We start from the raw sequence: 23,946 nt of genomic DNA, 5'->3' as shown, positions 1-23,946 counted from the left end.
CGTAGCGGCACCCGACAAAATCAACGGCGCGATCTCACCACCTGATACCGACGGGTAAAATACTCAAACGGCGCGCTCCACACGTGCACCAGACGGGTGAACGGGAAGATGAGGAAGATCGTCATCCCCAGCACCAGATGCACGCGGAAGATCGGCGCGACGCCGCTCAACATCTCCGACGAGCCCCCCTTAAACGTTACGATCCCCTGCGCCCAGCCGACCAGTTTCATCATCTCGCTTCCGTCAGGATATTGCGCGGAGAAAGGAATGGTCGACAGCCCCAGGATGCACTGAAGCAGCAGGATACTCATGATGATAATATCCGGCGTGGTGGACGTGGCGCGTACCCGCTGGTTGAAGAGGCGGCGGATCAGCAACATTGACCCACCAATCAGCGTCAGTACGCCGCAAATGCCTCCCGCAATCATGGCCAGCTGCTGTTTAACCGCGACGGGTAAAAACCAGGCGTACATCCAGTGCGGGGTTAACATGCCGAACAGGTGCCCGAAGAAGATCCCCAGAATCCCGATATGAAACAGGTTAGAGGCCCAGTTCATCCCGCGCTTGCTGAGCATCTGGCTCGATGAGGCCCGCCAGGTGTATTGCCCGTAGTCGTAGCGCAACCAGCTGCCGAGGAAAAAGACGGTGGCGCAGATGTAGGGATAAATGTCATAGAAAAACACGTTCAGGTAGTGCGTCATTTTGGGCCTCCGGCGCTGACGTCCACGTACTGCGGCGCGACGTCCTGGCTAAAGCGTCGTTGATATTGCTGCATCGGCGAACTGTCGCACGATGTGGCGTTGTCTTCGATAAACTTCACCTGTTCCTCTTCCCACACGGCGTCCAGCGCCTGACGAGTATCGTCCCGTTTTTCACCGGACACCTGCTTCGCCACGCTGTCGCTGGAAAGCCGTGTACCGGCCATCGTCAGCAGGGCGTCAAACAGCTGGTAATGCGCCACGCCGCGCTGCTTGAGGCGACCACCAATCAGCGCCAGGATCGGCGCGACATTTTGCAATCCTTCACGCGCCTCGTCGTCGGTGACGAGGCTGAGGTATTCCAGGTAGAGCGGCAGATAGTCGGGCAGCTCGCGACAGTCCAGCTCCAGCCCGGCTTTCTCATACTGGCTCATTAGATCGACCATCGCCTGACCGCGATCGCGGGACTCTGCGTGAACGTGCTCGAACAGCAGCAGCGACGTCGCGCGACCGCGCTCAAACACCTCGCACCATTCGGCCTGCTTATCCAGCAGCGGGGCGCTCAGGTGCTGCTGCGCAAACGGCAGCAGCATGGGCGCGTCCTGCTCAACAAGGGAAAGCGCCTCATCGCGGTTTTCCCACAGCAGCTCATCGGGATACTCAATCAGCAGCGCGATGATTTTAAGGATCTGCATTATTCTCCCTCCCCGTGTTCGCGCACCTCGGTGATGTTAATCGCGTCGATGCGGCTACTGTTGAAGAGGTTGAATTTGGTGTCGGAGCCGTGGCAGCCGTCGCCAAAGGTGAAGCCGCAGCCGTTTTTCTCCGGGAAGGCGTCGCGCGCCATTTCGCGGTGGCTGGTCGGGATCACGAAGCGGTCTTCGTAGTTAGCGATGGCGAGATAGCGGTACATCTCCTCAACCTGCGCTTCGGTCAGGCCCACTTCCTCAATGGCGCGGGTATCGGTCACGCCTTCCACGGTCTGGGAGCGTTTATAGTGACGCATCGCCATCATGCGCTTCAGGGCACGCAGCACCGGGCCGGTATCGCCCGCGCTGAGCATGTTTGCCAGGTACTGCACCGGAATGCGCAGGCTTTCCACGGCAGGCAGGACGCCGTCACTCTGCGGCAGGCCGCCCGCATCCGCGTAGGACTGAATCGGCGACAGCGGCGGCACGTACCAGACCATCGGCAGGGTGCGGTATTCCGGATGCAGCGGCAGCGCCAGCTTCCAGTCCATCGCCATCTTGTAGACCGGCGAACGCTGGGCGGCGTCAATCACGTTCTGCGGAATGCCCTGTTTCAGCGCTTCCTCAATCACCGCCGGATCGTTCGGGTTGAGGAACACGTCGCACTGGCGCTCGTACAGATCGGTTTCATGCTCGGTGCTGGCGGCCTCTTCAATACGGTCCGCGTCGTACAGCAGCACGCCGAGATAACGGATGCGCCCGACGCAGGTTTCCGAGCAGACAGTCGGCTGGCCGGACTCAATGCGCGGGTAGCAGAAGATGCATTTTTCTGACTTGCCGCTTTTCCAGTTGAAGTAGATTTTCTTGTATGGACAGCCGCTGATGCACAGGCGCCAGCCGCGACATTTATCCTGGTCGATCAGCACAATGCCGTCCTCTTCGCGCTTGTAAATCGCGCCGCTCGGGCAGGTGGCCACGCAGCTCGGGTTCAGGCAGTGCTCGCACAGGCGCGGCAGATACATCATGAAGGTGTTTTCAAACTGGCCGTACATCTCCTTCTGGATCTTCTGGAAGTTGCGGTCGCGGGCGCGCTTTTCGAACTCGCCGCCCAGCAGTTCCTCCCAGTTTGGCCCCCAGACGATTTTGTCCATCCGCTTACCGTCGATCAGCGAGCGGGGGCGGGCGGTAGGGAGATGATCCCCCTCCGGCGCGCGGTGCAGATCCTGATAGTCAAAGGTGAAGGGTTCGTAATAATCGTCAATCTGCGGCAGGACGGGGTTGGCGAAAATCTTCGACAGCACACCCATTTTGCCGCCGAGGCGCGGCGTCAGCTTGCCGTGTATGCCGCGGATCCAGCCGCCTTGCCACTCTTCTTGATCTTCCCAGTTTTTCGGGTAGCCAATCCCCGGTTTGGTCTCCACGTTGTTAAACCACGCATACTCCATCCCTTCGCGCCCGGTCCAGACGTTCTTGCAGGTGACCGAGCAGGTGTGGCAGCCGATGCATTTATCGAGATTCAGAACCATGCCAACCTGTGAGCGTATTTTCATTTTTTCGCCTCCTGTACCTGATCCCGACCTTCGCCGTCCAGCCAGTTAATATTTTTCATTTTGCGGATCATGATGAACTCGTCGCGGTTCGAGCCGACGGTGCCGTAATAGTTAAAGCTGTATGCCAGCTGGGCATAGCCGCCGATCATGTGCGTCGGTTTTGGGCAGACGCGGGTGACCGAGTTGTGGATCCCGCCGCGCCGTCCGGTCACTTCTGACCCCGGAATGTTCAGGATGCGCTCCTGGGCGTGGTACATCATGGTCATGCCCGGCGGCACGCGCTGGCTGACCACCGCGCGGGCGGTTAGGGCGCCGTTGGCGTTGAAGGCTTCGATCCAGTCGTTGTCCTCTATGCCCAGCTCGCGGGCGTCGGTTTCGCTGATCCAGACGATGGGCCCCCCGCGCGACAGGGTCTGCATCAGCAGGTTTTCGCTGTAGGTGGAGTGGATGCCCCATTTCTGGTGCGGCGTCAGGAAGTTCAGCGCTTTTTCCGGGAAGCCGTTCGGCGGGATCTCGCGCATGTGGGTCACGCTGCGGGTATCAATCGGTGGGCGATAGGCCGCCAGGCTCTCCCCGAAGGCGCGCATCCACGGATGATCCTGATACAGCTGCTGGCGGCCCGAAAGGGTGCGCCACGGGATCAGCTCGTGGACGTTGGTATAGCCCGCGTTATAGGAGACGTGCTCGCTCTCAAGGCCGGACCACGTCGGGCTGGAGATGATTTTGCGCGGCTGCGCCTGAATGTCGCGGAAGCGGATTTTCTCATCTTCCTTGTTCAGCGCCAGATGGGTGTGGTCGCGCCCGGTCAGTTCCCCGAGCGCTTCCCAGGCCTTCACCGCCACCTGTCCGTTAGTTTCCGGGGCGAGGGCGAGGATCACCTCCGAGGCGTCAATGGCGGTTTCAATGCGCGGGCGGCCTTTCGCCGGGCCGTCGAGCTTGACGTAGTTCAGCTTGCCGAGGAAATCGACCTCGTTCTGCGTGTTCCACGAAATGCCTTTCCCGCCGTTGCCGAGCTTGTCCATCAGCGGGCCGAGGGCGGTGAAGCGTTCGTAAGTTTCCGGGTAGTTACGCTCGACCACGGCAATGTTCGGCGCCGTTTTGCCGGGGATCAGGTCACATTCCCCTTTGCGCCAGTCCTGAATATCAAACGGCTGCGACAGCTCCGCCGGGGAGTCATGCTGCAGCGGCTGGAGCACCACGTCGGTTTCTGTGCCCAGATGGCCAACGCACACCTCGGAGAAGACTTTGGCGATGCCTTTGTAGATCTCCCAGTCGCTGCGCGATTCCCACGCCGGGTCAACGGCGGCGGAAAGCGGATGAATAAACGGGTGCATGTCCGAGGTATTCATGTCGTCCTTTTCATACCAGGTGGCGGTCGGCAGGACGATATCGGAGAACAGGCAGGTGCTGGACATGCGGAAATCGAGCGTCACCAGCAGGTCGAGTTTGCCCTCGATGGCGGCGGTTTGCCACTCCACCTCTTCAGGCTTCACGTCGTCCGTTGAGCCTAAATCTTCCCCCTGAATGCCGCTCTCGGTGCCGAGCAGGTATTTCAGCATGTACTCGTGGCCTTTCCCGGACGAGCCGAGCAGGTTAGAGCGCCAGACGAACAGGTTGCGCGGGTGGTTCTTGCCGTTGTCCGGCTGTTCGCAGGCGAAGCGGATATCGCCCGATTTCAACGCCTGAACGGTGTACTCCTGCGGCGTCATGCCCGCCGCGTCCGCACGCGCCTTGACGTGCAGCGGGTTGAGGTTGAGCTGCGGGGCCGACGGCAGCCAGCCCATGCGCTCGGCGCGAACGTTAAAGTCGATCAGATGTCCGGTGAACTTCGACGCGTCCGCCAGCGGGGAGAGCAGCTCCTGCGCGGTGAGCTTCTCGTAGCGCCACTGGCTGGCGTGGTTGTAGAAGAACGAGGTGCTGTTCATCTGGCGCGGCGGGCGGTTCCAGTCCAGCGCGAAGGCCAGCGGCAGCCAGCCGGTTTGCGGGCGCAGCTTCTCCTGACCGACATAGTGGGACCAGCCGCCGCCGCTCTGCCCGACGCAGCCGCAGAAGACCAGCATATTGATCATCCCGCGGTAGTTCATGTCCATGTGGTACCAGTGGTTCACCCCGGCACCCAGAATGATCATCGAGCGACCGTGCGTTTTGTGCGCCGTGTCGGCGAACTCGCGGGCAATTTTTTCGATCAGGTACGCGGGCACGCCGGTGATCTGCTCGCCCCAGGCGGGCGTGTAGGCTTTGATCTGGTCATAGCTGTCTGCGGCGTTACTGTCTTCCAGGCCGCGATCGAGACCGTAGTTAGCCAGCACCAGATCGTAAACGCTGACCACTCGCTTCTCGCTGCCGTCGGCGAGCGTCAGGGTTTTGCTCGGCACGCGGCGCGTCAGCACCGGCTCTTGCTTCACGCTGCGAAAATGCGGGTTTTCGTTGCCGCCAAAGTAGGGGAACGCGACGTCCGCCACGCTGTCGTGGGTAATCAGCAGGGAGAGTGTGAGTTCTGTTTCATGGCCCGCAGCCTGAGGCTCCAGATTCCATTTGCCTTTTTCCCCCCAGCGGAAGCCGATCGAGCCGTTTGGCACCACCAGGTTACCGGCAATATCGAAGGCGACGGTCTTCCACTCCGGGTTATTGGCTTCCCCCAGCCCGTCGACAAGGTCCGAGGCGCGCAGCATACGCCCAGGCACCACGCGACCGTCAACCTGCTCGTCCAGCAGCACGAGCATCGGCATGTCGGTGTAGCGGCGGCAGTAGTTAAGGAAGTAATCGCTCGGGTTATCGAGGTGGAACTCTTTGAGGATGACGTGGCCCATCGCCATGGCGAGGGCGCTGTCGGTGCCCTGTTTGGGGGCCAGCCACTGGTCGCTGAGCTTGGCGACCTCCGAGAAGTCCGGCGTAATCGCAACGGTCTTAGTGCCTTTGTAGCGCACCTCGGTAAAGAAGTGGGCGTCCGGAGTACGTGTCTGCGGCACGTTCGAGCCCCAGGCAATGATATAGCTGGAGTTGTACCAGTCGGCGGACTCCGGCACGTCGGTCTGCTCGCCCCAGGTCATCGGCGACGCCGGCGGCAGGTCGCAGTACCAGTCGTAGAAGCTCAGGCAGGTGCCGCCCAGCAGGGAGAGATAGCGCGTTCCGGCAGCGTAGGAGACCATCGACATCGCCGGAATAGGCGAAAAACCGGCCACGCGGTCCGGGCCGTAGTTTTTGATGGTCCAGACGTTAGCGGCGGCGATCAGCTGGTTCAGCTCTTTCCAGTTTGAGCGGATAAACCCGCCTTTACCCCGCGCCTTCCTGTAGCTTTGCGCCTTTTGCGGATCGTTCTGGATGGCATCCCAGGCCAGAACCGGATCGGTATGCTGCGCCAGCGCCTCGCGCCAGAGTTCAATCAGCCTGCGGCGCACCAGCGGGTACTTAAGGCGGTTGGCGCTGTAGAGGTACCAGGAGTAGCTTGCGCCTCGCGGGCAGCCGCGCGGCTCGTGATTGGGCAAGTCAGGGCGGGTGCGGGGGTAGTCGGTCTGCTGGGTTTCCCAGGTCACCAGGCCGTTTTTGACATAAATCTTCCAGCTACAGGAGCCGGTACAGTTTACCCCGTGGGTGGATCGCACAATCTTGTCGAACTGCCAGCGCTGGCGGTAGCTGTCCTCCCAGTCGCGGTTGGTGTGATACACCTGCCCGTGCCCATCGGCGAAACTGTCGCCTTTTGTTTTGAAGTAACGGAAGCGGTCCAGCAGTTTGCTCATGACATTTCTCCTGCTTCGATAGCATGGCCGGAGTGCGATGCATCACGCTCCGGCGAAGATGTAGTTTTTATTTTTTTGAGGATTTACGGCCATACACCAGCCAGGTGACGAACACGCAGACGATGTAAAACACGAGGAAGACCTTCATGGCCCCAACCGGCGAACCGGTCATTGCCAGCGATGTGCCGAACGCCTTAGGGATAAAGAACCCGCCAACGGCACCGATGGCGGAGATAAAGCCCAGCGCGGCGGCGGTCTCCGTCACCGCTTCATGCTGCGCCTGTTCGTCCGTGCCGCCCTGCTTTTTGACGCGGTCGAGGGTGATTTGGCGAAAGATAATCGCGATCATCTGGAAGGTCGAACCGCTGCCCAGCCCGGCGGTGAGGAACAGGCCCATAAAGACCAGGTAGAAGGCGATAAAGCTGCCGGAGCCAGAGCCGGGGAGCGTCAGGAAGATCAGGGCGCTGAAGATAGCCATAAAAACGAAGTTAATCAGCGTGACGCGCACGCCGCCCAGCCTGTCAGAGATCATTCCGCCCGCCGAACGCGCCAGCGCGCCGATCAGGGGGCCAAAGAAAGCGAGGTGCAGGATGTTCACGTCCGGGAACTGGGTTTTCGACAGCATGGCAAAGCCCGCCGAGAAGCCGATAAACGAGCCGAAGGTAGCAAGATAAAGCAGGCTCAGCAGCCAGAGGTGAAAGCGCTTCAGTACCGGCAGCTGGCTGGCGATAGAGGCTTTAGAGCTGGCGATATCATTCATGCCAAAAAACGCCGCAAGGGTTGCCAGCAGCAGCAGCGGCGCCCAGACCCAGGCCGCATTGGCCAGCCACATCGTTGAGCCGTCCTCCTGCGGTACGCCGTGCACGCCGAGGAAGGTAAACACTGGCAGGAAAATCACCAGCGGAGCAAACAGCTGCATCACGCTGACGCCCAGATTTCCCAGCCCGCCGTTGATGCCCAGCGCGCTGCCCTGTCTGGCCTTCGGGAAGAAGAAGCTGATGTTACCCATGCTGGAGGCAAAGTTGGCCCCGGCAAAACCGCAGAGCAGGGCAATCACGATAAAGACCCAGTAAGGTGTCGCGGTGTCCTGAATGGCTATCCCCAGCCAGACGCAGGGGATAATCAGGATAACGGTGCTCAATACCGTCCAGTAGCGTCCGCCAAATATTGGCACCATAAACGAGTAGGGGACGCGCAATATCGCGCCAGAGAGTGAAGGTAATGCCGTTAGCATAAAAAGCTGATCGGTGGTGAAATTAAATCCGACTTTATTCAGATTGACCGCAACGGCGCTAAATAACATCCACACGCAAAACGCTAATAGCAGGCAAGCTACAGAAATCCATAGGTTTCTTCGTGCGATATGTTTTCCTTTATTCTCCCAAAATTGCGCGTTTTCAGGTTTCCAGTTACTCAACAGATGGGGATTACTTTTATCACTTTGTTGCGACATATCGCCCTCTTGCTTACCATGTTTGAGAGAAAAATGAAGTAAAAACAAAAAGATGATTAAAGAAGTGTTATTGGTTTTTTGGGATGCTTTGGGATACATCTGAAAGGATAGATAAAAAAGCGAACCCCCGAGATTAGAATGAAAATAAGGGCTCGCTTAATGTGTTACTAATTGTAACATTTTGCGTAATTTATACTCCGGAAGGAGTATTAAAACAATTCCAGCGTGATAAGTTTGTCGAGATGTTTATTAAATGCCGCATCGTCCATTTCAGGCATATTTAATACGGTGATCCCATCCAGGCCACAAACCAGCCCTATTAAACGCCAGGCGATATTTTCCGCCCGATCGGTAAGCTTGAACGCGCTGGCATCAGCCCCGGCGCGGATAATCGCCACGGTTTCCTGATGCCACATCTCCATGGTCAGGACATAAGCCGCTTTGATCTCGGGATCACGGCTGGCAAGAATTTGGGCTTCCCGCCAAAGGCGAATGTAAGGTTCAAGCCCACCGTCGTCACTGCCGAGCATGCTGTGCAACCGTTCCCGCCAGCCGGCGTTTTCACCTACCACGTCGGCATCCAGCAGCTCGCGGATCACGCGCACAAACGCCAGCGATTTTAACTCGCCGCCGGAGGCAAAGTGGTGGTGGACCTGCCCGGTCGCGACGCCCGCTTCTGCGGCAATGCGCCGTACCGTCATGGCTGCCAGCCCCTCGGCCAGCGCCACGCGCATCGCGGCCTGTAAGATCGCTTCCCGCCGCTCTTCCTTGCTCAAATAGCGCATTTTTTCTCTACTCTCAATAAGACCGAAACGAGTGTAACAAAAAGCTGGACAGTCGTTCAACTTTACGTAGGATCGCATTCTGGACATGTGTCCATGTTTAAAATGAAAAGGAAATTTATGTTTCGTCAGTGGTTAGCGTTAGTGATTATCGTGCTGGTATACATCCCGGTGGCGATTGACGCGACGGTGCTGCACGTGGCGGCGCCGACATTGAGCATGACGCTGGGTGCCAGCGGTAACGAATTGTTGTGGATCATTGATATTTACTCGCTGGTGATGGCGGGGATGGTGCTGCCGATGGGTGCCCTGGGTGACCGCATTGGCTTTAAACGCTTGCTGATGATCGGCAGCACGCTGTTTGGCCTGTCGTCCCTGGCGGCCGCGTTTGCACCGTCGGCAGGGTGGCTGATAGCGGCGCGCGCCTCGCTGGCGATCGGTGCGGCAATGATCATTCCGGCTACGCTTGCGGGGATCCGCACGCTGTTTACCGACGCGAAAGATCGCAACATCGCGCTCGGCGTCTGGGCGGCAGTGGGTTCCGGCGGGGCGGCGTTTGGTCCGCTGATTGGCGGTATGCTGCTTGAGCATTTTTACTGGGGATCGGTGTTTTTAATCAACGTGCCGATTGTGCTGGTAGTGGTGTCGCTGGCCGCACGTTTTGTGCCCCGTCAGCAGGGCCGACCGGAGCAGCCGCTGAATATCAGTCATGCCATCATGCTGATTGTGGCGATTTTGCTGCTGGTCTACAGTGCCAAAACCGCGCTCAAAGGCGTCCTGTCTCCGTGGCTGGTTGCCTCCGCGCTGGTGACCGGCTCGGTGCTGCTGTTTATCTTCGTGCGTATTCAGCTTCGCGCCCGCATTCCGATGATCGATATGCGCCTGTTCTGCCATCGCATCATTCTGAGCGGCGTGGTAATGGCGATGACCGCCATGATTGCCCTGGTCGGGTTTGAGCTGCTGATGGCGCAGGAGCTACAGTTTGTCCACGGCTTTACGCCGTTTGAAGCGGGTATGTTTATGCTCCCGGTGATGGTGGCAAGCGGATTCAGCGGGCCGATTGCCGGTGTGCTGGTGGGCCGCCTGGGGCTGCGCATTGTCGCTGCCGGGGGGATGGGGCTCAGCGCGGTCAGCTTTATTGGCCTATCGATGCTCGACTTCAGCACGCAGCAGTGGCAGGCGTGGGGGCTGATGGTGCTGCTCGGCTTCAGTGCCGCAAGCGCGCTGCTGGCCTCGACCTCCGCCATTATGGCTGCCGCGCCGAAGGAGAAAGCCGCTGCCGCAGGGGCGATTGAAACCATGTCCTATGAACTGGGCGCCGGGCTGGGGATCGCTATTTTTGGTCTGCTGTTGACCCGCAGCTTCTCGGCGTCCATTGACCTGCCGCAGGGGCTGAATGCCTCGCTCGTCGATAAAGCCTCGTCATCCATTGGTGAAGCGATGAAGGTGGCGCAGGAGCTGACGCCGTCCCTCGCGGAGCCGGTGATTGAGGCGGCGAAAAGTGCGTTTATTACCTCCCACAGCGTGGCGCTGGGGAGTGCGGGCGGAATGCTGCTGTTGCTGGCAGTGGGGATCTGGTTTAGCCTGGCGAAGGTGCCGAAGCCGTAAAACACGCCCGGTGGCGCTGCGCTTACCGGGCCTACGGGCGCGGTTGTCCGAGCCGCGCCACCCGGTTTATTTTTCCTGGGCCGCGGACAGGACGCTGTGCAACAGCACGTTTGCCCCTTTCTCCGACCACTCTGGCAGGATCCTTTCCGCTTCGTTATGGCTGATGCCCTTCACGCAGGGGATAAAAATCATGCTGGCAGGGGCAATTTTGCTGACATAGCAGGCGTCATGTCCCGCGCCGGAGACCATCGGTTTCGCCGAGTAGCCCAGTTCCGCCACGGCCTTCTCCGTGCGGGCCAGACATTCGGCATCAAACGCGATGGGGGCGTAGTCAAAAATGCGCTCAACGACAGCCGCCACCCCGCGCAGGCTCAGGCTTTCAGCCACCTTATGCAGCGCCGCCTCCATGGCTTCCAGTGCCGTCAGCGCCGGATGGCGAAACTCCACGCTGCAGACCACCCGAGACGGCACGACGTTGCGCGAGTTTGGCGTAACCTGCGCCATACCGATCGTCGCACGTCCGTCCGGCGCGTGCCGATAGCCAATCTCCTCCACCTTCAGCGCCAGCTCCGAGAACGCGGTCAGCGCGTCGCGTCGGCTGTGCATCGGCGTGGTGCCCGCGTGGGCGGCAAACCCGTCCAGCGTCAGGGTAAACCAGCGCTGGCCCATTGCCGCGCGGACTAACCCGATATCCAGGGCTTCGTCTTCCAGAATCGGGCCCTGTTCGATGTGCAGCTCGTAGCAGGCGTGAACCGGAAACGCGCGGGCAGGGGCTTCACCCCGGTAGCCGATGCTTTCCAGCGCTTCACCCACGCTGATACCGTCGCTATCCGCGCGGGCGTGGGCGTATGCTTCGCTAAATTGCCCCGTCCAGACCCCTGAAGCGAGCATGGCTGGCGCAAAGCGCGCGCCTTCTTCGTTGGTCCAGTTGACCAGCACGATGTCACGCTCCGTCTCAAGCTGATGGTCATTGAGGGTGCGCAGCAGCTCCAGCCCGGCCAGCACGCCGTAAACCCCATCGTAGTTCCCTCCCAGCGGCTGGGTATCCACGTGCGAACCGGTCATGACCGGCGCAAGATGCGGGTTTTTCCCGGCGCGGCGGATAAACATATTGCCCATGCTGTCGACGTCACAGGTAAAACCTGCGTCCAGCGCCCAGTCGCGCAGCAGGTTACGCGCAATACGATCCTCCTCGCTCAGTGCCAGACGGGTCACGCCACCGGCGGGCGTGCCGCCGATCTGCGCCATCATCTCAAGCGTTGACCACAGCCGTTCGGCGTTGACGCGGATCATGGCTTGTCCTTACCGCTGCGGTAGCGGAAATCACAGCACGCACCGCCCTGCATAATGGTCGTGGTGCGGGTTAGCTCTACGTCCGGCGCATAGCCAACGATGAATTTTTCATCGCGCGCGCAGGAGAGCAGGTGACCAATCTCGCCCAGCCCCATCTCGTGGTACATCTCCGCGTAGCGACAGCGGGTCACGTTGTAGTTGTACTGCTGGTCGTCAGCGTCGATCACCTTCACGTCCAGGGCGTTATCTTTCTCCCACAGATACTGCAGGGCGATAAAGCTCTTGATGTTCGCGCCGTTGGGTTCTTTGCTGGCAAACCCTTTACCAGCGTCAATCGCGGCCTGCTCAATGGCCTCGCCAATCACCGCCTGGGCGCGGGCTTTCCCTATCTCGCGCACCAGGATTTCATAAATTGGCTTAATAATTTCAGCTTCAATTTTGCGGCGGGCGAGAATGCCCAGCTCATTATTATCACTCATCACATTGCCTCGCTGCGTTACTTCGCTTTTGCGCCGCCCAGCACGGTCTGCGGCTGCCATTTGCCGTCGACAACCTTATAGACCGTGAACGACGGCGATTTCAGGTTGCCCTCTTTATCAAACGCGATCTGTCCGGTAACGCCGGAATAGCTGATGGCGCGCAGGGCGGGTAGATAGTCTGATGGCTCAACGGAGTCTGCTTTTTCCATCGCCGCAACCAGCACGCGGGTGGCGTCATAGGCGAACGGGGCGTGCAGTTCGATATGGGTGTGGTAGCGGGCCTGGTAGGCCTGTTCGAATGCCTTTCCACCCGGCATCTGGTCAACGGGCAGGCCCGGCTCCAGCGCCACAACGCCTTCGCCTTCTTTCTGCGCCAGCTTCAGGAACGTCTGGCTGACGAATCCGCCTGCGCCCATCAGCGTGGCATTCATGCCCAGCTGTTTAATGCGGCGAGCCAGCGGTGCGGCCTGGCTGTCGACGCCGCCGAAGAAGATCAGATCGGCGTTTTTACTGCGGATGGCGGTCAGCACGGCGCTGAAATCGACCGTTTTGTCATCCACATACTGACGGTCGACAATTTTCACGCCCTGGGCTTCCAGCGATTTAATAAACTGGTCTGCAAGCCCCTGACCGAAGGCGGTACGGTCGTCGATTACCGCAATGCGTTTGGCTTTCAGGGTGTTAACCGCGTACTGACCGGCGAGCTGGCCGCCGTCATCGTCGTGTCCCATCACGCGGAAGCTGGTATCAAAACCTTGTTGCGTATAGGCGTGACCGGTCGCGACCGGTGCCACCTGGGCGATGCCCGCATCGTGATAAACGCGGGCCGCTGGAATGCTGGTGCCGGTGTTCCAGTGGCCGACCACGCCCGCCACATCGCTGTCCACCAGACGCTGCGCGACGGCTACGGCAGTGCGCGGGTCAGACTGATCGTCTTCGGACTGCAGTTTGAAGGTGACCGCTTTGCCGCCGATGGTCGGATGCTGCTTGTTAATGTCGTCAATAGCCAGCTGCGCGCCGTTCTCCAGATCTTTCCCGATACGGGCGGACGGGCCGGTGAGCGGGCCTGCCAGACCGATCACCACGGTTTCGCCATCGGCGGCCCACGAGGACGTTGAGGCAAGACCGCCGAGCAGAATAGCGGCGCTGAGCGCACTGATTTTTACTGTTTTCATTGTATTTCCCTGATGTTGGCTGGTGTGGTTAAACGGGCATTTCGCCCAAATAAATGTGTGCAATCTGGTCGTCGTTAAGCAGCGCTGTCGATTCGCCATGATGAACAATGCTGCCGCTGTCCATCACCCATGCGCTGTCGGTCACTTCCAGCGCGAGCCGGGCGTTTTGTTCGATAAGCAGCAGGGCGACGCCGCGCTCGCGCAGCCCGGCGATAACGGCAAATATGTTCTCGACCATCTTCGGGGCAAGGCCCATCGACGGCTCGTCGAGGATCAGCAGGCGCGGGCGGCTGAGGAGGGCGCGGTTAAGGGCCAGCAGCTGTTGCTCGCCGCCGGACAGCAGCCCGGCAAGCTGGTGCTGGCGCTCGCCCAGACGCGGGAAGCGTTCGAAAATCTCGTTCATCTCGCGCTTAATGGTGACAGCGTCACGTCTTAGCCAGGCGCCCATCTGCAGGTTTTCCAGTACCGTCATGCGGGAGAAGATCCCGCGGCCCTCCGGGACCATGACCAGTCCGTCGCGAAGCAGGGTCTCCGGGCTCTGTTTGCGGACCGGCTTACCGTTGAATTCAATACTGCCGCTAAAGCTTTCCAGCCCGGTAATGGCGCGCACGGTGGAGCTTTTCCCCGCGCCGTTAGCGCCGATCAGCGTAGCCTGTTCGCCCTCGTGCAGGGTAAAGGAGACATCGCGTACGGCCTGAATGCCGCCGTAATGCACGTCCAGACGTTCTACCTTCAGTAATTCAGACATGGGCGTTACCTCCAAGCCAGGCGGCGATCACTGCCGGGTCGCGCCGCACGCTTTCCGGCGTACCGCTGGCGAGCGTTTTACCGTAATCAAGCACCGTCAGGCGATCGCAGATGCCCATCACCAGCTTGACGTCATGTTCAATCATCAGCAGGGTTTTGCCGTCATCGCGGATGCGGATGAGCAGCTCGCCGAGCGCCACTTTTTCCGCCGCGTTCATTCCGGCGGCGGGCTCGTCCAGCGCCAGCAGCAGCGGATCCGTCGCCAGCGCGCGGGCGATTTCGAGGCGACGCTGATGACCATAGGCCAAATCGCAGGCGCGATAGTGGGCGAACTGTGCAATGCCGGTATAGTCCAGCCAGTGCCAGGCCAGCTCGCGGGTCTGCTTCTCTTCCTCACGGGCGCGTTTATGGCGGCTCAGCGCGGCCCATAGGCCGTTACGGGTGCGCACGTGGCGGCCCACCATCACGTTTTCCAGCACCGACATCTCGTTGAAGAGGCGCACGTTCTGGAATGTGCGGGCAATCCCGGCGGCGGTGACTTTCTCTATGTGCTTTGGGAAGTAGGGCTTATCGGCAATCGAAAACTCGCCGCTGTCCGCCGGATAAAGCCCGGTGATCAGGTTAAAGCAGGTGGTTTTTCCCGCGCCGTTGGGGCCAATCAGCCCGTAGATTTCCCCTCTGTTCACGGTAATCGAAACGTCATCTACGGCAGTCAGCCCGCCGAAGCGTTTTGACATGTTGCGTACGGTTAACAGGTTCATGCCTTCACCTCCTTGTGGCGTACCGGCCAGAGGCCTGACGGGCGCACCAGCATGACCAGCACCAGTGCCAGACCGTAAAACAGCTGGCGCAGCACTTCCGGGTCAATCAATACCGTACCGAACAGCGCCTGCTGAACCGGCGCTGCCTGGCTGCGCAGCAGTTCCGGCAGGGCGGTAAGCAGTACCGCGCCCAGGATCACGCCCGGTATGTGCCCCATACCGCCCAGCACCACCATCGCCAGTACGGCAATCGATTCCTGTAAGGTGAAGGATTCCGGGGAGACAAAGCCCTGAAACGCGCCGAACAGCGCACCTGCTATGCCGCCAAAGGAGGCGCCCATCGCAAAGGCGAGCAGCTTATAGTTACGCACGTTGATGCCCATCGCGCGGGCCACGTCTTCATCCTCGCGGATGGCGTGCCAGGCGCGGCCAATACGGGAATGCTGCAGGCGCAGGCAGACAAAAATAATCGCTACAATCACCAGCATCAGCAGGTAGTACCACAGCCACAGGGCGGGCACTTTGAAACCAAACCAGTGGTAGACGCCGCTAAACTTCAGGCCGAACAGGTTCAGCGTATCCACCCCGGTAATGCCCTTTGCCCCGTTGCTGATGTTTACCGGACGGTCGAGGTTGCGCATCAGGATGCGGATAATTTCGCCAAAGCCGAGGGTCACTATCGCCAGGTAGTCCCCGCGCAGCTTCAGCGTGGGCGCACCGAGTAAAATCCCGCAGACTGCCGCCACGAGGGCCGCCAGCGGAATAATGAGCAGATACGAGGTGTGCAGCCCATCCGGGAACCAGACGCCGAGGATCGGAAACACCTCTAGCAGGTGTGGAGAAGCCATCAGTGCCGCGAGGTAGGCGCCGACGGCGTAAAAGGCGATAAAGCCCATGTCCAGCAGGCCGGTATAGCCGACCACAATGTTAAGCCCGAGCGCCAGCATGATGTAGAGCAGGGCGAAGTCGATAACGCGCACCCAGTAGTTGCCGCCGAGCTGCGTGGCCACCACGGGCGCAATCAGCAGCGCGAGGCAGAACAGGCTCATGCCTGACCAGAATTTGCGCGTCGTCGTCGGGGCCTGAATTTGAAGTGTTGTCATGGTATTCCTTACGCCCTGTGCGCTACGCGCTCGCCCAGCAGGCCAGCCGGACGGAAGACCAGCACCAGGATCAGCACCATAAAGGCAAAGACATCCTGATAGTTGCTGCCAAATACACCGTGGGTCAGTTCACCCAGGTAGCCTGCGCCCAGCGCTTCGATAATGCCGAGCAGGATGCCGCCAATCATGGCACCCCGAATGTTACCAATGCCCCCCAGCACGGCGGCGGTAAAGGCCTTGATCCCGGGTAAAAAACCCATCGAGAAGCTGGCGTTACCGTAGTTGCTCGCCATCATTACGCCTGCCAGCGCGGCAAACGCCCCGCCAATGGCAAACGTCAGGGTGATAATGGCGTTTGGGTTAACCCCCATCAGCGTGGCCACGCGCGGATTTTCCGCCACGGCGCGCATGCCGCGCCCCAGGCGGGTGTATTCCACCAGCAGCCAGAGCCCGGTCATCACCGCCAGCGCCAGCGCCACGGTGACAATACCGGTAACGGTCACGATGGCGGGAGGGTGCATTTCACTTCCTGACGTCACGGTAATCGGATCCATGGGTAGGATCTGCGGAAACATCAGCGGGTTGCGCGTCCAGATAATCATCGCCACGGTTTGCAGCAGGACGGAGACGCCGATACCCGAGATCAGCGGCGCCAGGCGCGGTGCGTTGCGCAGTCGACGGTAGGCAAAGCGCTCCACGGCCATGGCCAGCAAGGCGCAAACGGCCATGGCAATCATCAGGGCAACGCCGAGCTGCAACAGCAGCGGCATATGCGGGAAGGTGCTATTCAGGGCGTTAATGGCGGAGAGCGTGGTGAGCGCGCCGACCATCAGAATATCGCCGTGGGCAAAGTTAATAATGCGCAAAATGCCATACACCATGGTATAGCCCAGCGCGATCAGCGCGTAGATGCTTCCCAGCATCACACCGTTGATCAGTTGTTGTATGAGTGTATCCAACGTCTGTACCCGCAAAGTGCTCGTTCTGCGGCTACCATCCAATAAATGAATTAAATTGTAAAATACGCATCTATTATTTCTTATGATAAATAAATATTGTTTTATGTTTATGATTTAAATGAAAATAGTTAATGCCTGCTTTTGGGTGAAAAGCCTAAAGAAATCAACATATGAATAAAACAGAACAATTGGCGAGCCTGACGGCGTTTGCAGAGAGCCGCCTGGCAAACGATCCACCGCTTCGGGCCGTACGTGCATTCGAGGCCATCGCCAGGCTGGGGAGCGTCACGCTGGCCGCGCAGGAGCTGGATATCTCTCCGTCGGCCGTCAGCCATCAGCTCAAGGTGCTCGAAGGATACCTGCAAATGCCGCTCACGGAACGTCAGGGACGCAGGCTGGTGCTGAGCCAGCACGGGCGGGAATATTACCGCTCGATCCGAGCGGCCTTTAACGTGTTGCGCCAGGCGACGGAGCACCTGGCGGAGCAGGCGCAAACGCGTCAGGTCACCATCAGCCTGATTCCGCTTTTTGGTATGGGGTGGTTTATCCCGCGCTTGCCTGCGTTCATGCGCGCCAATCCCCAAACCGAGATCAACGTGGTGTATGCCAATCACCGTAACTATCTGAGCGACGCGTCGGATATGTCGATTCGTTTTGGTAACGGGCAGTGGGCGGGGTATCAGAGTGAAAAGCTGATTTCCGGCCAGATGGTGCCGGTATGCAGCCGCGCGTTTTTGCGCGTTCATGGCCATATCGACACGCCTGAACAGCTGCTGCAAATGCCGCTGCTGCACGATGAAGATCGTACGAGCTGGACGCAGTGGTTTTTGTTGCAGGGGGTAAAACGACCACTCCGGCGCAGCGGCCCGCTGTTTGAAGACGGGCTGTTGACGCTGGCGGGCGTTCAGGCAGGGCTGGGATGTGCGCTCATGCGTGAGCCGCTGATTGCGCCATATCTTGAGAGCGGCGAGCTGGTCAAGATATTTGACTTACCGATTGATGACGGGCGCGATTATTACCTCTGCGTGCGCTCAGATTCAGAGATGACCGAAGACGGCAAGCTGCTGCAAACCTGGCTGCGTCGGGCGGCAGGCGGGGAGTTGTCTGTCGGGTAAAAGCGGAAGATAAAAAAAGCCAGCGTGCTACGCTGGCTTTTGTACTGACAAATCTTAGAACTGGTAGGTCAGACCCAGCGCAACGATGTTGTCGGTACCGATACCTGCCTGGCGAGTGAACTGGTTGTCGTCCAGCAGGTTGATTTTGTAATCCACGTAGGTGGACATGTTTTTGTTAAAATAGTAGGTGGTGCCGACATCAATGTATTTAACCAGATCCTGGTCGCCGAAGTTCTCGATGTCTTTACCTTTAGACTGCAGGTAGGCGATGGATGGACGCAGGCCAAAGTCGAACTGATACTGAGCCACAACTTCGAAGTTTTGCGCCTTGTTTGCAAAGCCGTAGATATCGCTGCGGTTACCGTTAGAGGTGCCGAAACGGGTTGCGTTATAGGTCTGAGAGTACTGCGCCGCGAGGTAAACGTTGTTCGCGTCGTACTTCACGCCGCCGCTGTACACTTCAGCGCGGTCGCCTTCACCGTATACGCCAGCCGCATTCTGGTCAGCGGTACGGCGAGAGGAAGACATTGCACCACCGACGCTGAAGCCTTCACCCAGATCGTAAGTCAGAGACGCGCCGTAGCCGTCGCCGTTCTGGTTCAGCAGGCTGCGGCCGTTGGTGTTTTCACCGCTTACGCTGCCGTTTTTACCCTGGTACTGCAGGGCAAAGTTCAGGCCGTCAACCAGACCGAAGAAGTCCTGGTTACGGTAAGTTGCCACGCCGTTTGCACGAGACTGCAGGAAGTTGTCGGCACCGTAGGTGTCACCGCCGAATTCTGGCAGAACGTCGGTCCAGGAGGTCACGTCGTAAATCACGCCGTAGTTACGGCCGTAATCGAATGAACCGGCTTCAGCGAACTTCAGACCTGCGAAGGCAACACGGGTCCAGGACTGGTTGTCGCCTTCGTCCTTGTTACCCTGAATCTGGTATTCCCACTGGCCGTAACCGGACAGCTGGTCGTTAACCTGGGTTTCACCCTTGAAGCCGATACGCATGTAGGTTTTATCACCGTCTGCGCCTGCGTCATCAGAGAAATAGTGCAGACCTGTCACTTTACCGTACAGATCCAGCTTGTTACCGTCTTTGTTATAAATCTCAGCTGCGTTTACAACGCCTGCTGCCAACATGGAAGTGACTGCCACTGCAACTAATTTAAGTTTCATCTTAAATATTCCTTATAATTTTTTTCAGTATTTCCTGAACCATCGCGAACGATTTCTAAACGAGGCTGTTCGTCAACGGCGTGCTATTTTTAAAAATCTTGTAGTTGTCTTTCAATAATAAGTTTCAAAATATGAGTAATAATTTCATTTAGTGTGATCGAGATCGGATTAACGACGGCTGAATAAAATTTTGTGGCGATTATTTAATCAGAATGAGTTTATTTTTTTGGCAACGATGATGGCGAATATTATTGCATTTCGTGTTATTAATAGCGGTAATATTCGCAGGGAAGTAGTTACGCAGCGGTGTCAGGTTATGTCAATTTGATGCCGGGGGAATTGACGAAGGAAGCTAATATAAACAGAACATCAACAAATGCACTAATGTTCTGATAAATATATTACGATGTGATCACATATTAAATTTATGTTAATTTTTATGCCGGATTTAATCGAACCCGGCATAAATCTGAACCCTATTTTCGTGTAGCGTACCAGCAGAGCGATGACCCGGCGCAGACCATCAGCGCGCCCTGCCAGAACGAAAAAGAGAGGGGTGAGCTTAGCAGCACGGCTGCAAGCGCGGCAGAGAGCACGGGAGTAAAATAGGATACGGCAGCCAGCACCGTGACGTTACCGTGCAGAATGCCAATATTCCATGCCGCATAGCCAAACCCAAGCGCAATGCCGCACATAACGAGCTTCACGATAACCGGAAAGCTGAACACCATTTCTGGCTGATCGCTAATAGTATATTTCACCCACAGGCTCAGCGCAGTGAGCAAAACAAAGAGGGTAATACCGTTTTGCCCTTTGGCAAATTTGGCGGTTACGGTGCAGTAGGCGGCCCAGATAAATGCTCCGGCAAAAGCAAGCGTATAGCTAAGGGGATTAGAGACGACATTGCGGATTATTTCATCAATGTGTAATCCTTGCTCACCTCCTAATACCCAACACACGCCGAGCAGAGCGATAGCTAAACCGGGGACGACCCACAGCGTTGATTTCTGTCCGTTGAATAAAATAGCAAAGACGATCGTCAGGCTCGGCCAGAGATAATTAACCATACCGACTTCTATGGCCTGCGCTCGCGTGGCGGCATAGCCTAACGACAGCGCCAGACAAATTTCGTAACTGACAAACAGTACGCTGCCTGCAATAAGATACCCGGGTGAAAAACGTTTAATATCAGGAAATCCTACCGTTACCAGGCACAATAACCCGCTGAGGGTGTAAATCATCGCCGCGCCGCCGACGGGCCCCAACCCCTCGCTTACGCTGCGAATCAGACCCACCATTGTGCTCCATAGCAGTATCGCAGCCAGCCCCGTGAGCGTTGCTCTCTTTCTGTCCATTACGTTTTCATCACTAATAAAATAAAAGGGAAAATGTATAGCATTAATTCTGACCCTGTCGCGAATTATTCTCTTACGTGTTTAACCCTTAAGGGGTATTCAAACGCGGCAGCGGTGACTATTAAGGGGGCGACGTCAGGCGACCTTGATTTGACGCAAAAAAAACAGGGGCTTTAATGTTAGTTTGCGGCGCGAAGTCTTATCAGATAACGAGGACAACAATGGACGTCAGCCGCAGACAATTTTTCAAAATCTGCGCGGGCGGTATGGCCGGAACCACAGCCGCAATGCTGGGATTTGCTCCCAAAATGGCGCTGGCTCAGGCACGCAACTATAAGCTGCTGCGTGCGAAAGAGATCCGTAACACCTGCACATACTGCTCCGTGGGTTGTGGGCTATTGATGTATAGCCTGGGCGATGGCGCGAAGAACGCCAGAGAAGCGATTTACCATATTGAAGGGGATCCGGATCATCCGGTGAGCCGTGGGGCGCTGTGCCCGAAAGGGGCGGGACTGCTGGACTATGTCCACAGCGAAAACCGCCTGCGCTATCCGGAATACCGTGCACCGGGTTCCGATAAATGGCAGCGCATCTCCTGGGATGAGGCGTTCTCCCGTATTGCAAAACTGATGAAAGCCGACCGTGACGCCAACTTTATTGAAAAGAACGAGCAGGGCGTGACGGTCAACCGCTGGCTCTCTACCGGGATGCTGTGCGCATCTGCGGCAAGCAATGAAACCGGCATGCTGACGCAAAAATTTGTGCGCTCTCTCGGCATGCTGGCGGTAGACAACCAGGCGCGCGTCTGACACGGACCAACGGTAGCAAGTCTTGCTCCAACATTTGGTCGCGGTGCGATGACCAACCACTGGGTTGATATTAAAAACGCCAACGTCGTGGTGGTGATGGGCGGTAACGCCGCTGAAGCCCATCCGGTGGGTTTCCGCTGGGCGATGGAAGCGAAAAACAACAACGATGCGACGCTTATCGTCGTCGATCCACGCTTTACGCGTACGGCATCGGTGGCGGATATCTATGCGCCGATCCGCTCCGGTACGGACATTACGTTCCTCTCCGGCGTGCTGCTGTACCTGATCGAAAACAACAAAATTAACGCGGACTACGTTAAGCATTACACCAACGCGAACCTGCTGGTGCGGGATGATTTTGCCTTCGATGACGGGCTGTTCAGCGGCTATGACGCTGAAAAACGCCAGTACGACAAAACGTCCTGGAACTATCAGTTCGATGAAAACGGCTATGCGATGCGGGATGAAACGCTGACGCATCCGCGCTGCGTGTGGAACCTGCTGAAGCAGCACGTTTCCCGCTATACGCCGGACGTGGTGGAGAACATCTGCGGCACGCCGAAAGCGGACTTCCTGAAGGTGTGCGAGGTGCTGGCCTCCACCAGCGCCGCTGACAGAACCACCACGTTCCTGTATGCGCTGGGCTGGACGCAGCACACCGTGGGCGCGCAGAACATCCGTACCATGGCGATGATCCAGCTGCTGCTCGGCAACATGGGGATGGCCGGTGGCGGCGTGAACGCCCTTCGCGGCCACTCTAACATTCAGGGCTTAACCGATCTCGGCCTGCTCTCCACCAGCCTGCCGGGCTACCTGACGCTGCCGTCGGAAAAGCAGGCCAGTCTGCAAGCGTATCTTGAAGCTAATACGCCAAAAGCAACGCTGCCGGATCAGGTGAACTACTGGAGCAACTATCCGAAGTTCTACGTCAGCCTGATGAAATCCTTCTACGGCGACGCGGCGCAGAAGGAGAATGACTGGGGCTTTGAGTGGCTGCCCAAGTGGGATCAGGCTTATGACGTCATTAAGTATTTCAACATGATGGATAAGGGCGACGTCACCGGTTATATCTGCCAGGGCTTTAACCCGGTGGCGTCATTCCCGGATAAAAACAAAGTCGTGCGCAGCCTGAGCAAGCTCAAGTACATGGTGGTTATCGATCCGCTGGTGACCGAGACCTCCACCTTCTGGCAGAACCACGGGGAATCCAACGATGTCGATCCGGCGTCGATTCAGACCGAAGTGTTCCGCCTGCCGTCCACCTGCTTTGCGGAAGAGGACGGCTCTATTGCCAACTCCGGCCGCTGGCTGCAATGGCACTGGAAAGGGCAGGACGCACCGGGCGAAGCGCGTAACGACGGCGAAATCCTGGCCGGCATTTATCATCGGCTGCGCGAAATGTACCGCACCGAAGGCGGCAAAGGCGCTGAGCCGCTGCTGAAGATGAGCTGGCACTACAAGCAGCCGGATCGTCCTGAGTCTGAGGAAGTCGCGAAAGAGAACAACGGCGTGGCGTTGGCGGATCTGTATGACGCGAGCGGCAACCTGGTCGCGAAAAAAGGCCAGCTGCTGAACAGCTTTGCGCTGCTGCGCGATGACGGGACAACGGCATCGTCCTGCTGGATCTACACCGGCAGCTGGACGGAGCAGGGTAACCAGATGGCCAACCGCGATAACGCTGACCCGTCAGGCCTGGGCAACACCCTGGGCTGGGCATGGGCGTGGCCGCTGAACCGTCGCGTGCTGTACAACCGCGCGTCCGCCGACGTGAACGGCAAGCCGTGGGATCCGAAGCGCATGCTGATCCAGTGGAACGGGGCGAAGTGGACGGGGAACGACATTCCGGACTACAGCACCGCCGCGCCGGGCAGCAACACCGGGCCGTTTATCATGCAGCCGGAAGGGCTGGGGCGCCTGTTCGCCCTCAACAAGCTGGCAGAAGGGCCGTTCCCGGAACACTACGAGCCGATGGAAACGCCGCTGGGGACCAACCCGCTGCACCCGAACGTGGTCTCAAGCCCGGTGGTGCGCATCTACGAAGAGGACGTGCTGCGCTTAGGCAAAAAGGACAAATTCCCGTACGTGGGGACGACCTACCGCCTGACCGAGCATTTCCACACCTGGACCAAGCACGCGCGGCTTAACGCCATCGCGCAGCCGGAACAGTTTGTGGAGATAAGCGAAACGCTGGCGAAGGCGAAAGGCATTGCCAACGGCGATCGCGTCAAGGTGAGCAGCAAGCGCGGCTTTATTCGCGCCGTGGCGGTGGTGACCCGTCGCTTGCAAAGTCTGAACGTGCACGGCCAGCAGGTGGAAACCGTCGGTATTCCGCTGCACTGGGGCTTTGAAGGGGTGGCGCAGAAAGGCTATATCACCAACACCCTGACGCCAAACGTCGGCGATTCCAACTCGCAAACGCCGGAGTACAAAGCGTTTCTGGTCAACATCGAGAAAGCGTAAGGAGCGATT

General features: G+C 58.3%; 18 protein-coding genes. 3 read left to right on the top strand and 15 right to left on the bottom strand.

Features of this window, described 5'->3' with window-relative positions; genetic code table 11:
* Positions 1-20 precede the first annotated feature (20 nt).
* The 6 genes from narI to IM271_RS00975 all read right to left on the bottom strand — a co-directional run bounded on the left by narI (position 21) and on the right by IM271_RS00975 (position 8,912).
* On the bottom strand, positions 21-701 hold the full coding sequence (gene narI, locus IM271_RS01000) for a respiratory nitrate reductase subunit gamma (protein ID WP_022648214.1): 681 nt from the start codon (positions 699-701) through the stop codon (positions 21-23).
* On the bottom strand, positions 698-1,393 hold the full coding sequence (gene narW / locus IM271_RS00995; RefSeq protein WP_048999890.1) for a nitrate reductase molybdenum cofactor assembly chaperone: 696 nt from the start codon (positions 1,391-1,393) through the stop codon (positions 698-700). The genes narI and narW overlap by 4 nt, the downstream gene beginning before the upstream one ends.
* Complete coding sequence (narH, locus tag IM271_RS00990) at positions 1,393-2,937, bottom strand: nitrate reductase subunit beta (RefSeq protein WP_008501747.1); 1,545 nt, start codon at positions 2,935-2,937, stop codon at positions 1,393-1,395. Before narH ends, narW begins: the two co-directional genes overlap by 1 nt.
* The gene (locus tag IM271_RS00985) at positions 2,934-6,674 is read right to left on the bottom strand and encodes a nitrate reductase subunit alpha (protein ID WP_193052015.1); all 3,741 of its coding nucleotides are present in this window, start codon (positions 6,672-6,674) and stop codon (positions 2,934-2,936) included. The genes narH and IM271_RS00985 overlap by 4 nt, the downstream gene beginning before the upstream one ends.
* 67 nt (positions 6,675-6,741) lie before the next feature.
* Positions 6,742-8,127 carry a NarK family nitrate/nitrite MFS transporter gene (locus IM271_RS00980; RefSeq protein WP_193052014.1) on the bottom strand — a complete coding sequence of 462 codons (1,386 nt, stop codon included), beginning with the start codon at positions 8,125-8,127 and terminating at the stop codon, positions 6,742-6,744.
* 209 nt (positions 8,128-8,336) lie between these two features.
* Positions 8,337-8,912, bottom strand: a complete 576-nt coding sequence (locus IM271_RS00975; RefSeq protein ID WP_193052013.1) for a TetR family transcriptional regulator — start codon at positions 8,910-8,912, stop codon at positions 8,337-8,339.
* 117 nt (positions 8,913-9,029) lie between these two features.
* Here IM271_RS00975 and IM271_RS00970 point away from each other — a divergent pair, with 117 nt between their 5' ends.
* Positions 9,030-10,517 (top strand): MFS transporter, encoded by a 1,488-nt coding sequence (locus IM271_RS00970; RefSeq protein ID WP_063154196.1) that lies wholly within the window; start codon positions 9,030-9,032, stop codon positions 10,515-10,517.
* A 66-nt stretch (positions 10,518-10,583) separates the two neighbouring features.
* Here the strand turns inward: IM271_RS00970 and IM271_RS00965 are convergent, their stop codons facing one another.
* From IM271_RS00965 to IM271_RS00935, 7 genes are read right to left on the bottom strand one after another with little or no spacing between them, the layout of a single operon-like run.
* Positions 10,584-11,810, bottom strand: coding sequence for a Zn-dependent hydrolase (locus tag IM271_RS00965; RefSeq protein WP_193052012.1), 1,227 nt, complete (start codon positions 11,808-11,810; stop codon positions 10,584-10,586).
* A complete protein-coding gene (locus tag IM271_RS00960) occupies positions 11,807-12,289 on the bottom strand; it encodes an L-2-amino-thiazoline-4-carboxylic acid hydrolase (protein ID WP_028013263.1) in 483 nt (160 codons plus the stop codon). The genes IM271_RS00965 and IM271_RS00960 overlap by 4 nt, the downstream gene beginning before the upstream one ends.
* Before the next feature lie 17 nt (positions 12,290-12,306).
* Entirely contained in the window at positions 12,307-13,464 is a 1,158-nt protein-coding gene (locus IM271_RS00955; protein WP_041909827.1) for a branched-chain amino acid ABC transporter substrate-binding protein, read from the bottom strand.
* Positions 13,465-13,492: 28 nt separating this feature from the next.
* On the bottom strand, positions 13,493-14,212 hold the full coding sequence (locus IM271_RS00950) for an ABC transporter ATP-binding protein (RefSeq protein ID WP_192986984.1): 720 nt from the start codon (positions 14,210-14,212) through the stop codon (positions 13,493-13,495).
* Positions 14,205-14,972, bottom strand: coding sequence for an ABC transporter ATP-binding protein (locus tag IM271_RS00945; RefSeq protein ID WP_193052011.1), 768 nt, complete (start codon positions 14,970-14,972; stop codon positions 14,205-14,207). Before IM271_RS00945 ends, IM271_RS00950 begins: the two co-directional genes overlap by 8 nt.
* Positions 14,969-16,075 carry a branched-chain amino acid ABC transporter permease gene (locus IM271_RS00940; protein ID WP_193052010.1) on the bottom strand — a complete coding sequence of 369 codons (1,107 nt, stop codon included), beginning with the start codon at positions 16,073-16,075 and terminating at the stop codon, positions 14,969-14,971. The genes IM271_RS00945 and IM271_RS00940 overlap by 4 nt, the downstream gene beginning before the upstream one ends.
* An 8-nt stretch (positions 16,076-16,083) precedes the next feature.
* Complete coding sequence (locus IM271_RS00935; RefSeq protein ID WP_045260595.1) at positions 16,084-17,034, bottom strand: branched-chain amino acid ABC transporter permease; 951 nt, start codon at positions 17,032-17,034, stop codon at positions 16,084-16,086.
* Between the two features lie 170 nt (positions 17,035-17,204).
* Here IM271_RS00935 and IM271_RS00930 point away from each other — a divergent pair, with 170 nt between their 5' ends.
* A complete protein-coding gene (locus tag IM271_RS00930) occupies positions 17,205-18,149 on the top strand; it encodes a LysR substrate-binding domain-containing protein (RefSeq protein WP_193052009.1) in 945 nt (314 codons plus the stop codon).
* A 54-nt stretch (positions 18,150-18,203) separates the two neighbouring features.
* Here the strand turns inward: IM271_RS00930 and IM271_RS00925 are convergent, their stop codons facing one another.
* Positions 18,204-19,313, bottom strand: coding sequence for a porin OmpC (locus IM271_RS00925; protein WP_028013256.1), 1,110 nt, complete (start codon positions 19,311-19,313; stop codon positions 18,204-18,206).
* A gap of 476 nt (positions 19,314-19,789) precedes the next feature.
* Entirely contained in the window at positions 19,790-20,668 is an 879-nt protein-coding gene (yddG, locus tag IM271_RS00920; protein WP_193052008.1) for an aromatic amino acid DMT transporter YddG, read from the bottom strand.
* 221 nt (positions 20,669-20,889) lie between these two features.
* On the opposite strand from yddG, the gene fdnG reads away from it, so the two are divergent.
* Positions 20,890-23,937, top strand: a complete 3,048-nt coding sequence (gene fdnG / locus IM271_RS00915) for a formate dehydrogenase-N subunit alpha (RefSeq protein WP_193052007.1) — start codon at positions 20,890-20,892, stop codon at positions 23,935-23,937.
* Positions 23,938-23,946: the final 9 nt, after the last annotated feature.

It is taken from the genome of Enterobacter cloacae complex sp. I3 (assembly GCF_014896175.1).
GTDB classification, from domain to species: Bacteria; Pseudomonadota; Gammaproteobacteria; order Enterobacterales; family Enterobacteriaceae; genus Enterobacter; species Enterobacter bugandensis.
Note: the sequence above shows the minus strand (reverse complement) of the source record. Positions and strands in the feature narration are given on the sequence as shown.